This window comes from Psychrobacter sp. M13 (genome assembly GCF_030718935.1).
GTDB classification, from domain to species: Bacteria; Pseudomonadota; Gammaproteobacteria; order Pseudomonadales; family Moraxellaceae; genus Psychrobacter; species Psychrobacter immobilis_G.
This window is the reverse complement of record NZ_CP132194.1, coordinates 1,296,054-1,311,825: the sequence shown is the minus strand read 5'-3', so window position 1 is coordinate 1,311,825 and position 15,772 is coordinate 1,296,054. Positions and strand designations below refer to the sequence as shown.

The 15,772-nt window shown below is 43.2% G+C and carries 12 protein-coding genes; 4 read left to right on the top strand and 8 right to left on the bottom strand.

Going from position 1 to position 15,772, the window contains the following annotated elements:
- Position 1 precedes the first annotated feature (1 nt).
- The 4 genes from Q9G97_RS05520 to lpxB form a co-directional block, all read right to left on the bottom strand.
- A complete protein-coding gene (locus Q9G97_RS05520; RefSeq protein WP_305900050.1) occupies positions 2-1,210 on the bottom strand; it encodes a CAP domain-containing protein in 1,209 nt (402 codons plus the stop codon).
- Between the two features lie 185 nt (positions 1,211-1,395).
- Positions 1,396-2,691, bottom strand: coding sequence for a CAP domain-containing protein (locus tag Q9G97_RS05515; protein WP_305900049.1), 1,296 nt, complete (start codon positions 2,689-2,691; stop codon positions 1,396-1,398).
- A 47-nt stretch (positions 2,692-2,738) separates the two neighbouring features.
- Positions 2,739-3,614 (bottom strand): ribonuclease HII, encoded by an 876-nt coding sequence (locus Q9G97_RS05510; RefSeq protein WP_305900048.1) that lies wholly within the window; start codon positions 3,612-3,614, stop codon positions 2,739-2,741.
- A gap of 75 nt (positions 3,615-3,689) precedes the next feature.
- Positions 3,690-4,976, bottom strand: a complete 1,287-nt coding sequence (gene lpxB, locus Q9G97_RS05505; protein ID WP_305900047.1) for a lipid-A-disaccharide synthase — start codon at positions 4,974-4,976, stop codon at positions 3,690-3,692.
- Positions 4,977-5,171: 195 nt separating this feature from the next.
- Between lpxB and Q9G97_RS05500 the strand changes: the two genes are divergently transcribed.
- Entirely contained in the window at positions 5,172-6,254 is a 1,083-nt protein-coding gene (locus tag Q9G97_RS05500; protein ID WP_305900046.1) for a 3-deoxy-7-phosphoheptulonate synthase, read from the top strand.
- Between the two features lie 120 nt (positions 6,255-6,374).
- Here the strand turns inward: Q9G97_RS05500 and Q9G97_RS05495 are convergent, their stop codons facing one another.
- Positions 6,375-7,919, bottom strand: a complete 1,545-nt coding sequence (locus Q9G97_RS05495) for an inorganic phosphate transporter (protein WP_305900045.1) — start codon at positions 7,917-7,919, stop codon at positions 6,375-6,377.
- A gap of 167 nt (positions 7,920-8,086) precedes the next feature.
- On the bottom strand, positions 8,087-10,687 hold the full coding sequence (pepN, locus tag Q9G97_RS05490) for an aminopeptidase N (protein ID WP_305900277.1): 2,601 nt from the start codon (positions 10,685-10,687) through the stop codon (positions 8,087-8,089).
- A 174-nt stretch (positions 10,688-10,861) separates the two neighbouring features.
- Here pepN and Q9G97_RS05485 point away from each other — a divergent pair, with 174 nt between their 5' ends.
- The 3 genes from Q9G97_RS05485 (at position 10,862) to Q9G97_RS05475 (ending at position 13,027) form a co-directional block, all read left to right on the top strand.
- Positions 10,862-11,407, top strand: coding sequence for a DUF6231 family protein (locus Q9G97_RS05485; protein ID WP_305900044.1), 546 nt, complete (start codon positions 10,862-10,864; stop codon positions 11,405-11,407).
- 294 nt (positions 11,408-11,701) lie between these two features.
- On the top strand, positions 11,702-12,250 hold the full coding sequence (gene pal, locus Q9G97_RS05480; RefSeq protein ID WP_305900043.1) for a peptidoglycan-associated lipoprotein Pal: 549 nt from the start codon (positions 11,702-11,704) through the stop codon (positions 12,248-12,250).
- Positions 12,251-12,400: 150 nt separating this feature from the next.
- Complete coding sequence (locus tag Q9G97_RS05475; protein ID WP_305900042.1) at positions 12,401-13,027, top strand: 4'-phosphopantetheinyl transferase superfamily protein; 627 nt, start codon at positions 12,401-12,403, stop codon at positions 13,025-13,027.
- Between the two features lie 135 nt (positions 13,028-13,162).
- Here Q9G97_RS05475 and Q9G97_RS05470 read toward each other — a convergent pair whose 3' ends face one another.
- Both Q9G97_RS05470 and Q9G97_RS05465 read right to left on the bottom strand, forming a co-directional pair.
- The gene (locus tag Q9G97_RS05470) at positions 13,163-14,029 is read right to left on the bottom strand and encodes a hypothetical protein (protein WP_305900041.1); all 867 of its coding nucleotides are present in this window, start codon (positions 14,027-14,029) and stop codon (positions 13,163-13,165) included.
- Positions 14,030-14,488: 459 nt separating this feature from the next.
- A complete protein-coding gene (locus Q9G97_RS05465) occupies positions 14,489-15,769 on the bottom strand; it encodes an enoyl-CoA hydratase/isomerase family protein (RefSeq protein WP_305900040.1) in 1,281 nt (426 codons plus the stop codon).
- Between the last annotated feature and the right edge of the window lie 3 nt (positions 15,770-15,772).

Sequence of the window (15,772 nt, the reverse complement as noted above, 5' to 3'; positions counted from 1 at the left end):
CTTAATAATTTACATGACCTGTTGTAAAGGTAAAAGATTTGTTGACGAGTCTTTTGTTATCTATCAAAACATCAAAACTAACCCGATAGTCAGTATTACCATAAAGGCCACAATTTGTGTTCTTTATGGATTTACGCTCACAGCTTTTGAGGTGGTCGGTTAGCGGTAAAATAAAGGCTTCATTAGCAGGTAACTCATAGATAGTGTTTTTGTAGGGATCTTGACTGGCATCTAATACTTGAATGGGCACTTCCCTATCACGCGCAACATCATGAAAGCTCACTTGCTTGATTTTCATCGATTTCGCAGAGGGTATATTGATATAGATAGGCTGTCCAATAGGGTTGGTTTGCAGGTTGCGCTTAGTCTTAAAAGGATTTGGCGTCTCATTATAGAGTGCGGTAACGGTTCCTTTAACATCTTGGCAAGGATAAGTAAAAACACCGTTAACTGTCGTGTTTTTGGTCGCTTGTGTTGCCGTTGTATAGTTGACCAAAACATAGCCTTGATAGGTGTTAGCATCTTTACCAAAAGGCTTGTAGGCGGCCATACTAGACCCTAGCAAGCTTAAGTTAGGTTTCATCAGGGCGCGCAAATGATAAGGCGCGGCCAGTAGTGACTTGGTCATGGATCGCGTTGCGATACTGGGCGCGACAATATTACCAAAAGAATTAAAGTGAATGGATTGCGCAACATTCTCAGAAACATCATAAGAAGCTTTACTATACTTTGCCGTTAGTAAGCGCTTTTTTATACCATCGCCACTAAAGAAAGGGTTACTTGCGCCTGTGACATGAGCTATATTGCTGATTTTATTTTGAAAGTGCGCGTTAAAGACTGTTGGCGCGGCGTTGGCATACACATAGTTAATATAGTTTGCGTGATTAATGGCCATATTTTCAAGCTCTAAATCATCTGACAGAGTACTTAATCCACAGCGCTTGCGAGCTACATTAACTTCATTGTTAGAGATAGTAACCGCGGCTTTGTTATGGCTGGCAGACCTGCCATTGATGATAACCACAGGGTGATTATGAGCGGGGGTTTTTATTGATTTGATAGGTTTTGCAGCTCGGCTATCCATAGCCATATCTTGCGGTGTTGCCGCGCGAATTGATTTTTTTGATGCTTGGTTACTGTTACAGCCTATAACAAATGGTATAAACAAAAGAGCCAACCCTAAATGCTTCCATGCGGGTATTGCAGTCATTATCTATCCTGTTTTATCGATATAAGCGTGCCTAAGCGACGCACTATATTTAAAAAATAGGATAGTTAAACATTTTTTTACAAAGTATTTCTGTTAATCGGACGACTTGCAAGTTCAAGATTTTAGAGAAGATAAATAGTTTATTTAGAAGTGTTTGTTAAGCGCTGTTAAATAATATATTGAAATTAATAACTTACCTCACCTGTGCTAAAGGTAAAGGTTTTATTGATGAATGCTTTACTATCTATCATGACATCGAAGCTTACGCGGTATTGGCTATTACCATACAGACCACAATTTTCACCAATTTTAGGTCGATGCTCACAGCTTTTGAGATGATCTGTCAGCGGCAAAATAAAAGCCTCATTGGCAGGAAGCTCATAGCTGGTATTTTTATAGGGATCTTGATCAGTATCTAGTAGCTGAATGGGTATTTCGCTATTACGTGCGACATCATAGAAGCTGACGTTGCTGATCTTTATGGTTGTAGCAGTAGGCACATTGATATAGATAGGTTGTCCGATGGGATTGGTTTGCAGATTGCGCGTGCCTCTAAAAGGATCTGGCGTCTCGTTATACAGCGCTGTGACGGTATCTGTCACCCCTTGGCAAGGATAAGTAAAAATACCGCTATAACTGACATCTTTGCTGGTTTTGGTGGCGGCGGCATAGTTGACTAGAGCGTAGCTTTGATAGGTGTTGGCATCTTTATCGTAAGGTTTGAAAGCGACTACGCCCGTACCTGTCACGCTAGAATTAGGAATCATCAACGCCCGCAGATGATAAGGGGCAGCAAGCAACGACTTAATCATAGACCGTGACGCACTATCTGATGCGACCATATCACCAAGAGAATGATAGTAGCTGGATTGAGCAATGTTCTCAGCGACGCCATAAGCGATGTTATTATAGTTTGCTCTCTGCAAGCGCTCTTTGAGCTCATCACCTGTAAAGTACGGATTATTGCGACCTGTTACCTTTGCAATATCGTCAATTTGTCTTTGAGAATGCGCGTTAAAGAGCGTTGGTGTCGAGTTTGCAAAAACATAATTGATATAATTGGCATGAGTAACTGCCATTTTCTCCAGCTCAGAATCCTCTGATAAATCGCTTAACCCGCAACTTGTCCGCGCTAGATTGATCTCATTATTGGCAATGCTAGCGGCATTTCTATCAGAGCTGCTACCATTATCCGAATGGCTAGCAGCTATAGTGTCATCCGCCATAGTATCTTCAAAAGCTGGCTTACCAGCTTGGCTATCTGCATTATTATCTGGCAAGCTACTAGCTGGATCAAGGTCATCAGTCATTCGAAAATTAGCAATTGCAGCGACCATTTTGACCATAAAGGCATCTAAATCTTTTATATATATCGCCTTTAGATAAGTCCTATCTGCGCCATCATAGGCAGGTAATAGCAAAAGTAGTATTAATACTATTAACGGCTTATTAGATGACTGACTAAATGCTTTGGCGCTCATGCACTGCCCTATTTACTCTTGTCATTGTTATAATGACCGCTTTCATTCTAGACGTTTTTATTCTTGGCTAGCTTTTTAGCGACTGGCCCAAAGCTACGTCGATGCGCCTCTAATACCCCATAGTCATCGATAGCTTGGATATGAGCGCGGGTGGGATAGCCTTTGTGCTTTGCAATATTATACTGTGGATGGTTTGCATCCAAAGCATACATCGCTTTATCACGACTGACTTTAGCTAAGATACTAGCGGCGGCAATGCTAGTATGGCGCGCATCACCCCTCACCCACGCTTGGCTATCGATGTTGGCACGCTCTATCCCTGCTTGGGCCAGCTTGTCATAGTTAAGCTCAGGACAGCGATTACCGTCGTATAACACTTCAATTGATACTGATTCAGACGCGCTCTTGGCATCGTTAGTAACATACGGTGCTATTGCTTCTAATAAGATCTCAGTACATAAGCGCATACCCAGCATCGTAGCTTGCAAGATATTGATTTGATCAATGATAGCTGCAGGTATATCGGCGATCACATAGCCTAGCGCATGCTGCTGTACTAACGGATAGAGAATATCGCGCTTTTTTTCACTAAGCTGTTTGGAGTCGGTGAGTATAGATAGTGGCGTATCTTGTAAGGGCTTATCTTCAATGAGTCCCGACCAAGCGCTTGGCAATAGTGCGCTAGCCACATTGACACTGCCCAGTAAGGGGCCGCGACCTGCTTCATCGATGCCGATCTGTAACGGCGCTTGAGCTAAATCTTGAGTAAAGGATTGCAACTCATTGCACAGATCAGCGGCCTTTAGCTCACCTCTGATATAAATAGGTGCTGCTAAGCTGAGGTGTTGCCCCTTAACATCGATACGTTCGATAGTGGTTTCAATACAGATAACGGCTTTGTCCAAACTAGAATAATAGCTCATAAATTAACTTTTTATAGATGATAATTTGCTTATGCTCAGCTTCGTTAATGATAACTCAGTTGACGATGACAGCTTTTATTTGGCATTGTTTTTTAGATACCAGTGCTCAATGACACTAGTTGCAGGGTCATGATTGCTCTGTTGTTGTAGCATGTGCTTAGTATCTTTGAGAGCCTGTAATTGTTCACTATAAGCTCTTGGCTGAAGTAATTGCATAACAGTACGACAGATATTCTCGCCACTAGCCTGCTCTTGAATAAGCTCTGGCACAATAGCGTGATTGACTAAGATATTCGGCAAGGCGACATAGGAGACTTTGACTAAGCGTTTGACTATTCTGTAGGTCATCTTATTCAATTGATAAACCACGACCATTGGACGCTCAAGTAGCATTGCCTCAAGGGTGGCTGTACCTGACGCTAATAGGACAATATCTGAGGCCGCCATGGCTTGCTGGCTAAAGGCTGGCAGGCTCTCGTCATAGACCACGACTATCGCGGCACGTAGCTGCTCAGAGCGCTTGTCAATCACTTCTTGGACAATGTACTGATGATTTTGATCGACCGTTGGTACGATAAAACATAGATTCGGATCGAGCAATAGCAGCTTTTGGATACCATCGAGCATCAACGGTAAAATAGCGGTAATCTCCCCGCGCCGTGAGCCTGGCATCACACAGACCAGTTGACTGACCTCGGCGAAACGGGTGGTAAAAAACTGCTGCAAACCATCGTTATGCCAGACCAGCTCACTACGTAATTGATTGGTAGGCGTATGCTCCAAGTGCTTATCTATAGTATGTAGTAGCGGATGTCCAACACAAATAGCAGGATGGTCATGACGCTCATAAACGGCCAGCTCAAACGGAAATAAACATAGCACTAAGTCAGTAGCGGCTTTGATACCGTGAATACGTGATTCGCGCCACGCCCAGATCGATGGGCTAACGTATTGCACACAAAATATGCCTTTGGGTTTGAGCTTCTTGGCTACGCGCAGATTAAAATCAGGCGCATCAATACCGATAAACCAGTCAATATTAGCGTCTGCAAATGCCGTCAATAGCTCGCGTCTTGCCTTAAAAAGATCGGACAATTGCGATAGAACTTCCACTAAGCCCATCACTGCCAAGCGCGCCAGCGGAAAAATACTTTGTAGCCCCTCAGCTTGCATCTTGGTACCGCCAACACCCACCCACACGATATCGTCACGCAGAGCATTCATCTGGCGCATAAAGTCCGCGCCTAAGCTATCACCCGATACCTCACCTGCCACTATACCTATCACGAGTGGCGGTTTATGATGATTCTGTGCCTGAGAGAGTAGCTCTGTATGCTTAACAGGGGCGATAGAATTGGCCATGAAAACTCTTCTTATTATTAACACGCTATGAATGAGGGGCTCTAAAAAGGATGAGTATAACAAATTATTGGTTTTGACATTCCAGTTATCAGGTAATACCAGTTGCCCTTTAATAAAATTGCGACTGCCCTTGTCAACGCACTGTTTTCAACGCATAATAACTATTCCTATAAATTGGCTATACGAAGTATTATCATGACCACACTAGCTACTCATAATGCAGATATCGATGACGTGAATATCGAACAGTTCATACCCTTAATTACCCCAGCTGAGCTAAAAACTGAGCTGCCTTTGTCAGATGCCGCCTATAAAACGGTATTGAAAGGTCGTAATACGATTCAAGACATCCTAGATGATAAAGACCACCGTCTTTTTGTGGTGATCGGCCCTTGTTCAATCCATGACATAAAAGCCGCTCACGAATATGCAGATCGCTTGGCGGTACTCGCTAAAGAGATCGAAGATAGTATCTTTGTCGTTATGCGCGTCTATTTTGAAAAGCCACGTACGACTGTCGGCTGGAAAGGGATGATTAATGATCCTGATATGAATGACAGCTTCGATATCGAAAAAGGTCTACGCACCGCCCGTAAGTTACTGCTTGACCTAAATGAAAAGGGCTTGCCTTGCGCGACCGAAGCGCTCGATCCAAACACTCCGCAATATATGCAAGACTTGATTAGCTGGTCGGCGATTGGTGCACGGACTACTGAGAGTCAAACGCATCGTGAGATGAGCTCAGGCTTATCTTGCCCCGTCGGCTTCAAAAACGGTACTGATGGTGGTATGACTGTCGCGGTCAATGCGATGCAGGCGGTAAAAGCAGGACATAGCTTCTTAGGTCTGTCCTCAGATGGCAAAGTATCTATCATCAAGTCTAAAGGTAATCCATACGCCCATGTCGTATTGCGTGGCGGTAACGGCAAGCCTAACTATGATGCTACTGCTGTTGAGCAAGTCGAAAACGCGCTCTCTCAAGGTAAAACCAGCAATAAGATTATGATTGACTCAAGCCATGCCAATTCAGGTAAAGACCCTTACCTGCAACCGATGGTCATCAATAACGTCGCTGAGCAAATTCAAAACGGTAATAAGTCGATTATCGGTATGATGATTGAGAGCCATCTAAAAGGCGGCAGTCAAAAACTCACCGCAGATCTAAGCCAGTTAGAATACGGCGTATCGATCACTGATGGTTGCCTCGATTGGGATAGCACGGTTACGGCCCTGCATAATTTGCGCGATATGGTAAAAGACATCTTACCTACTCGCTAATTACTTATATTTACTTGCTCACTTGATGAGCTGCACTCTTTATAAAAAATAAAAAGCTCACCTATTTAGGTGGGCTTTTTATTTGTATCGATAACTATTATAAAAGTACTGATAAGAATATTAAGGCAGCAGTGCCCCTCTAATAGTATAAAAAATCAACGCCGCTAATAGAGCAGAGGCTGGTACAGTGATGAGCCAAGCAGCAGCGATTCTTAGCAATGCTGAGCGCCTTACTAGCTCTTTTTTATATACCTTTTTTAGGTTTTTCCTTTCACGCTTAGTAAAGACAGTAGCCGTATTCTCTTGTTTTAGGGTTTGCAACATCCTGTGCTTGCCCGCTACCGTTGCCTTTTGAAAATCCTTTAAAAAAGTCTCAACCACTTCATGTTCAGACTCTTTATGGTGCTGCATAATCTCATCGACCATTATATCATAGGATTTTTTGATATATTCACGCAAGAATCCCACACCGAAGATAGCGCCTACAGCAATATGGGTAGAGCTGACGGGTAAGCCTAATTGTGAGGCAAAAATGACTGTAATAGACGCTGCCATCGCCACGCTAAAGGCACGTAGCTTATTGAGTTCTGTGATTTCCGAGCCGACCGTACGAATAAGTTTAGGACCAAATAGTGCTAAGCCCAATACGATACCGATAGCGCCAACCAGCATTACCCATAGCGGAATAGCCGCTTCACTAGCGATACCGCCGCTGGTAATCGCATCGTTAATTGCAGCTAATGGCCCGATAGCATTGGCAACATCGTTAGCCCCATGAGCAAAACTAAGCATAGCAGCGGCAAATATCAAAGGCGCAGTGAATAGCGCATTGATGGAATCTTTGTCATTCTCAAGTTTATCAGCGGCCTTGACAATGAAGGGCTTGATTATAAAGTAGGTGACAATAGCGATAAAAAGTCCAATAGAGATTGCCGATAAAAAATTAACTTCAAATATTTTTTTCAAGCCTTTCATGATGAGATAGCTACTAAATGACCATGCCATTATAGCTATCAGTAGCGGCACCATACGCTTAGCGGCGGCTATTTTATCGTCTTTATAAGTAATCGTATGCTTGATAAACATCAAAAAAGCAGCGGCAATGATGCCACCTAAGACTGGAGATATCACCCAACTTGAGGCTATCGCTATCATTTGACTCCAATTAACAATACCCCAACCGCCTGCTGCTATACCAGCACCCATAACGCCGCCCACAATAGAATGCGTCGTCGATACTGGTGCCCCTATTGCCGTGGCAAAATTAAGCCATACCGCTCCCGCCAGTAAAGCGGCCATCATCACCCAGACAAAGACCGAACTATCCTCAATCATACTAGGGTCGATAATACCGCTTTTGATAGTACTAACCACATCCCCGCCAGCAATAAGTGCACCGGCTGCCTCGAATATCCCTGCAATAAAAATCGCACCCATCAAAGTCAAAGCTTGTGAACCTACCGCGGGGCCCACATTATTCGCCACATCATTGGCACCAATATTCAATGCCATATAACCGCCAATCATCGCCGCTACTATCAGCATTAAACGATTTGGAACATCAGCAGTATTAAAGTGTGTAAACAACATAACACCCATAATGAATAACAATACTAAGCCCATTCGCAGTGCTTCACCGCGACCGTAGCCCGATTTTTGTTCCATTTTTTCAATACTTTTTAGATCCATACCCCAAACACCCCTAATACTATTTTAAAAAGATATCTAACAAAAACTAGTGATTCGCTTGTATTTTATAATTATTAATAAAGGCCATCTTAGTTAAGACAGCCTTTATTAATTGACTTTTTGAGCTGATCGCTTAATTGTGCCTACTTATTCGCCGCTCCCAATACGCTATCCAAACTCTCAAGCACATGCTTGGACGTCGCTTGTTGCTGCAAATTAACCAATTTGTCATGTGCCATAGCTCGGCGCGGCTCGACCAAGGTGTACCAGCGGGCTAGCACTTGTAGTAATCGTGACGCCATCACAGGGTTTGCCTCATCCAGCTTTTTGATCACATTAATATAAATATCCAAACCCTCATCGGTCCATAATACCGCAGGCTGAGCGGTAAAAGCACTTACCACTGAGCGTATGCGGTTTGGTGTATTCCAATCGAAGTCGTCATGCGCCAGCAAAGTCTTGATAATATCAGTGGTTACATGAGCGCTAGAGGCTTGCACACTGAACCACAGATCTATCACCAGATCATCAGCAGCAAAGCGTTTGTAGAAGTCAGCTAAATACTTATCGGCAGATAAATGCTGATGATTAACCATCGCTTTTAGCGCGCCCAAACGCTCCGTCATACAGCTGGCATTATCATACTGCTGCTGCGCCCACTGATCAGCACCATCAACTTGAGCCGTCAGAGCCATATCAAGCACCACGTTACGCAATGCCCGCGTGCCTAATGCTTCAGGTGTGTCTGAATAAGGCTGTAGTGGCAGCTGCTCATAAAGCTCCGCTAACTTATCTTTTAGGGACTCGGCAACTTGACTGTACAGCGTTTGGCGCTGCTCTTTAACTTGTTCTGGATCATAATCCGTGCTAATAGCTGATGCCAGCTCTTGTGCTGATGGGATATCGAGCAGGCGTGCGGCTAACATTGCATCAGTAGCTGCAAGCATAGGCAAGGTTTTGGCTAAAGCCGCTAAATATACCTTTGGATCGCTATTTTGCAATAAGATTCGATTAACCAGCATTTGCGTTACTTGCCAGCGATTAAAGCCATTAGTCTCATGCGTGAGCAAAAACGCTAAGTCTTCATTTTGATAATCATAATTGAGCTGTACAGGCGCACTAAAGTCGCGCAATAACGACACTATTGGCTCATTACTAATATTGTCAAAGCTAAAGGTTTGCTCTGCTTGCTCGAGCAACAGCATACGCTCACCAATAATTTCGCCTGTAGTTCTATCAAAAAGCGCGGTCGCTACAGGGATAGGTAGTGGCTTTGGCGCATCAAATCCAGCAACATGACGGGTCTGCTGACTCAGGGTAATCGTTACCGTTTGTGTCTCGCTGTCGTACTGCTGATGACCTGATAGCACAGGCGTACCTGGCTGACGATACCAGTCGATAAAGTCCTCAACCTTACTATCAGTAATACTGAGCGCAGATAAAAAATCCTCAACCGTTACCGCTTGTCCGTCGTAACGGCGAAAGTACTCGTCAGTACCTGCTCTAAAGTTATCTGGCCCAAGTGTATTGGCAATCATGCGCACGATTTCAGCGCCTTTCTCGTACACCGTAGCGGTATAAAAGTTATTGATCTCAACGAAGCTCTCAGGACGCACAGGATGCGCAAGTGGCCCTGCATCTTCAGCGAACTGATGAGCGCGCAAGGTTGCTACATCGTCGATCCGCTGTACCGCGCTCGACTGTTGGTCGGCTGAGAACGACTGATCGCGGAACACCGTAAAACCTTCTTTTAGGCATAATTGAAACCAATCGCGACAGGTAATACGGTTACCTGTCCAGTTATGAAAGTACTCATGGGCAATAACGGCTTTGACATTAAAGCTACGCGCATCAGTCGTGGTCTCAGGACTCGATAACACACAAGCGGTATTAAATATATTAAGGCCTTTATTCTCCATAGCCCCCATATTGAACTGACTTACTGCTACGATCATATAGCGATCTAAATCGTAAGCACGGCCATAATTGACCTCATCCCAGACCATCGAGTCTTTGAGCGCTTGCATACCGACATGACATTTATCGATGTCACTGGCTTTGGCAAATAACTCAAGAGTGACCTCACGACCTTCACTGGTGATGTGCTGATCGGTAAGCACTGCTAAATCAGCGAACACACAGGCGAATAGATAGCTCGGCTTATTAGTCGGATCGTGCCAAATCGCATAATGACGATCGGTATCGCCTGCGACTTCTCCTTGCTCAACTAAATTACCATTGCCGAGCAGCGTTGGAAAAAGCTTATCAGCCTCAAGACGGGTAGTAAAGACCGATAGCACATCGGGGCGATCAGGATAAAACGTTATCTTACGAAACCCCTCAGGCTCACACTGCGTGACAAACATCGTCTCCGCGCCTGTACCCGCTATATATAAACCCTCAAGCGCAGTATTAGTCTGTGGGCAGATTCTCACCTGTAGCTCTAAGGTCAACTCATTTGGGGCATCGGTGATCGTCAGCTTATTGGCATCTTGATGATAACGCTCGGTCGATAGTGTCTCGCCATCAAGCTTGATAGTGAGCAGCTCCATATCCTCACCGAACAGTACCAAATCACCTGCGCTCTGTCGTGACATGACCAGCTTACTGTCCACTGTGGCGTCATCAGCAAATAATTTGATATCCAAATCCACCGTTTTTATCGTAAAACTTGGTGGCTGATAGTCTTTTAGATTAATCTTATTACTATGTTCACTAGGATTGTGATCGGGAACATCAGGCATTTGGGCATTGATAATAGTGTTATTATTGTCGGTAATTGACATGATACTTCCTATTTAAATAAATAATTTGTCGAGATCAGGGTCTGTTTGGGTTGGTATAAAATTTTATTTCAAGTATAGTTTATTTTCAGGCGCAACCCTATCAAAGAATGGTCAGTACTATGGTTAATCATTATGCAAAATAATCTTAAGTCTCCTAAAGTCACTCTACCATTACTAGTAGCCTACGTGACCGAATTATCGACGACGCTAAAGGACAAAGATAAAAATACAGATCTATTATGGGTTACGGAGAATAAAGACGCTTTGTCGCTTCTGAATGATCAAGCTTATGCTGATACAGCCACAAGTTATGCGATAAACGCTACGGCTATTACTCTACTAGCGCTAGCAAAACAAACCTCTCTTAGTCGCTATAACTTGGCGTGCTTTTGGTTGCCGACATTGACAGAGGAGACACTACAGCCTTATATTCCGTTAATGATGCGCTACCGTGATCTCTATGCGGCGCACCTGATAATCGCAGTAAGCCAAGAGATCGATCTGCGTCACTATGGCCTGATACCTTTAGATATCGTTAATCATGAGCAAGCCGCTCCTTACGCAGCCTTAGATATAACTATTTGGCAATTTAACATTTATGATTATAAGCAATTGCCAAACTGGTTAAATAGCGATTATTGGGCCAACCCTGAGAACTGGGATAAGCGTCGCTGGTAAATGATAATTTATAGCAGTCGTTATAATGATCGCATGGCGGTATCACTAAAAAAACATAATCGAAAGACATAATCAAAAATTATCAATAAAGACATGTATCACCTTTTAATCGCTTGATAAAGCCATTCGATATGTAAATAGATGACCACTTACATAATAATAAGTAGACTTCGATCAGATTTACAGTAATACTACTTACACATCTTAACACCGACTCTACTATGAGCAGCAATTGCTCAATTTTTGCATCCGTTTTGACAATAAAAATATTTATCAAGCACTTAGGAGCTTCACATGTCACGCTATACTACTTTTTCTAATACGACCGCTAAACGTTTTGGCAGAATTGCAGCTCTAGCGGTATTATCTGCTACCGTTGCGATAACCACAGGTTGTGCTACCAAACGCGCAACCTCAGAGGTTGTGGTTGCACCTTTAGGTATCCCAAGTGGTCAAATTGGTTATACTGGCGGCGCACTAGTTAATAACTCTAATGCTATCATTGGCGCTGCTGACAACTTGCAAGCGGTAGTCTATTTTGACTTTGACAGTAGTGCTATTACGGCTCAATCTGCAAGCATTCTTAATCAACATGCGAACCTATTAAGCTCAAATCCTGCCGCCAGCGTACTGATCGCAGGTAACACCGATGAGCGTGGCAGCCGTGAATATAATATCGCTCTAGGTGAGCGCCGTGCTCAAGCCGCTAGTGCTTATTTAGCAGGTCAAGGCGTCGCGCCTAATAATATCCGTGTGATTAGCTACGGCGAAGAGCGTCCTGCTGTAGCTGGCAATAGTGAAGAGGCCTACGCGCAGAATCGTCGCGCTGAGCTCTCTTATTAATTATAAAAGCGTCCAACACGCTCTGATCAACCAGCTGTTATAAAATTAACCCAGTGATATTATTATTGCTGGGTTTTTTAGCATTAAAATTGAGCTTGTCTTTAACAACACAAAACTTTAAAACACTCACTAATACTGATGTTTGCACTTATGATATCACTTAATAATATTCAGTTTACTCAGCTTGATGCTAATAGTTATTGCGCTACAGCAAGCTTAGCGCTGACTGTGCCGATAGTAGGGTCAGACGCTTGGACAGATAAAACCTCAAAACGTCAGAATCAACGCAACGGTGTGCGACTACTGCTACAAAGGCTACTGACTGAGCTGGCTATCGTAGATACTTTAGATGAGTTGGCGTTCCCCTATAGACTCAGCCGTCATGGCTACTATGTATGCTTTAGCCATTCGGCGGATAAAGTCGCGGTAGCTATCAGCTATCAGCAAGCTGTCGGTATTGATGTTGAGGTTAATACCGTAGCTTGGAAAGTCGCCAAACGTTATTATCATGCCAGTGAAATTGCGATACTAGAGCTATTACCAAACGCGAAACGCGATTATTTAGTCAAGCTACTTTGGCAAGTCAAAGAAAGCTTAATTAAAATTGATCAAAATAAGTTAGCAGCAGGATTGGGTGTGCCTTATACGGCACTGGCTAGACAGTTAGTTGAAAATGATGATATAGCTGATAGCTCATCTATTCAATTGAACCATCATCACGCTGCTAACCGTCAGCTTATGATTCTTGCAACACAACAGACGATTGTTGTTTTTTAGTAAAAAATACATGGTTAGTCGATCACTTTAGACATTTACAAGTTTTACTTCAGTAGATTTCAGCCATAAAAAAACGACCCAAAGGGTCGTTTTTTATTACTTTACTATTTATAAGAGATCTAAGTCTCTTATAAATTAGAAGCGGTAAGTTGCGCCTAACTTAACGATTGGTAACCACTCAGCGTAGTTTTTATCTTCCAATTCTCTTTCAGCTATTGCAGCTACGCTAGAAGAAGTTTCACCTGTTACCGCACCAGTCTCATCTCTAACAACAAGGTTGTTAGAAACTGAATTAATGTCAGCATCTGTTTTACCTAGGTAAGCAGCACCGATTTCACCGAACACACCGAAGTTATTAGTAATGTTAGGACGGAAACCGATAGTAGCATAAGGTGCTAATTCATTACGATGCTCAAGAGTACCTTTCAAAGTACCTACATCATTAGCATTGTACTGGTTGCCATTAACTTTGTATATGCCACCATTAGGGTTAGAGGTTACTTCGATATCATTGTCAGGAACGATGATACCAGCACCCATAGTGAACCAGTTCGCTGCTGGACGTAACTGAACACCCATGTACGGGTTACTAAAATCAGCATCTACATCATAGTTTACGTCGTTAGCGTCGAAGTCACCACCGAATAGATCAGCAACATCGCCACCTGCCCAACCTGCTTGTAGTTCAACTTTATCGTTGATACTGTAACCTAAGTTAGCACCATAACCCATTGAACCAACCTCAGCGCTGATAGAGGCTGGGTTTAACAAAGTACCGAAGATAGTTTTAGTACCACCAACTAGTGCACCAGTAGTGTTACGGATACCACCAACTACCGCACCAGTAGTATTACGGATAACACCTCTGTCTTCATAAGCATAATTAGACGAGTTAGTAGGCTGTACTGCATTACCGTCAACCATATAAACTGGCTCAGCGGCTAGAGCAGCAGTTGAAGCTAAAACAGCGGCAGAAATTGCCGTTAATTGAATAATTCTCATGGTGGTTCTCCTAAAGTATGAAATGTAGCCCGAAAAAAACGATTATTTGGTATTGTTTTAAACAATCAGTTTGTTGAGCAGATTAAAACAATTTTGGCTCAAAAAGTCACCCCTAAAAGCACTCTTTTTATTTACTGTTATGTAAATATTGCATAGCAATTGTAATGATTACTAATACAACCTGGCTATACAGGCTTTGTGGTTACATTACACCTGCAAATCAGTTTTATAGAGTAGCTACTAAACCTTATTTAAAATTAGGAGTTACAAGTCAAACCTTACTTCATTTTTACAACATCTATCAGTGACGCCTATTATGACACCGCGTATGGTATACCACTACATGTAACACAAATGTTGTATTTTGTTAGTATTTCTTATTTATATTAATGCTACGTTTTAAGAAAAAGTTGTATTTTATTAGCTGTATTTGTATAAGCTCAATCTAATTAGTCTAGCCTAACGGGCATATTGAGCACTAAGAGCGTCATCCCCTAACCAAGTAGACAAAGGATGCTGACCTGATTGATAAGGATTTTGAAGATGTTGATCAATATAACTTTGCCCCTCAGCACTAAAACAATCCACGAGCTGGCGTGACCATTTTGGATTCTTATCTTTCTCTATAAGCAGTGCGCGTACCCCTTCTTTAAAGTCAGGATTGGCGGCGCAGTGCACAGCAACATTCAGCTCTAAATACAAGACTTGCTCTAAAGAGAGCTGTGCAACCTTATGATACAGCGTAAAGGCAAGCGCGGCGGTAACTGGACAGCCTTGTTTATAGGTGTTGATGGCTTTTTGTACCCAAGGGTCTTGAGCAAATGCCGTATCAAGCTTAGCTAAGGCGCTATCATCTCGCAATAGCGCATCGATATCTAGCAAGTCACCACTATTCATGATTTGTTGAATCGGCTGCCAATGAGTCGCCAGTTTACTTTGATCAAGATCGGCTTTGGGCATCTTGGCTAAGGTGCGACTGACTATACTATAGGCGCTGATGAGATAGCTGGAGTCAAATACTGACTGCCAATCGCTTGCTAATAGCTTTTGCAAGAGCAGATCGTAATCTTGGCTATCAACGCTGTACTCTGCAAGACTCGTAAATAAGGCATCATTACCATTACAGTGCACACCCGTCAGCCCTAAAAATAGTCCTGTTTTGGCTGGCATACGCGACAAAAACCAGCTACCAGAGGCATCGGGGAATAAGCCGATAGTGATCTCAGGCATCGCAAAACGTGTGCGCTCAGTGACAATCCGATGACTACAAGCGGCCATCAACCCCATACCGCCACCCATGATAATACCATCGCCCCACAAGATTAGCGGCTTGGGATAAAAGTGCATCTGCCGATAGAGCTTATACTCATCACCAAAAAACTCAGTGGCATAAGGGTTAGGCATTGGCGCATCGACGCCCATACTGTCGTAGAGCTTACGGATATCGCCACCTGCACAGAATGCTTTATCGCCTGCTCCCCTTAACAGTATTGCTACTATTTCAGGTTGCGTCTGCCACTGCTCAAGTTGCTGTGATAACAGCTGGCACATCTCTACACTTAGCGCGTTTAGAGACTTTGGGCTGTTTAAGGTCATAACACCTAGATAATGACCGCTAGTAGTTTTTTCGGTCGTAAAAATCACAGGAGCATCTGCTGCTGGACGCTCGTTGGTTTTGGCACTACTAACATTGTTATTACTTATGTCAGTATCATATTTAGGATCGTTTGCTGCGCTCATAAA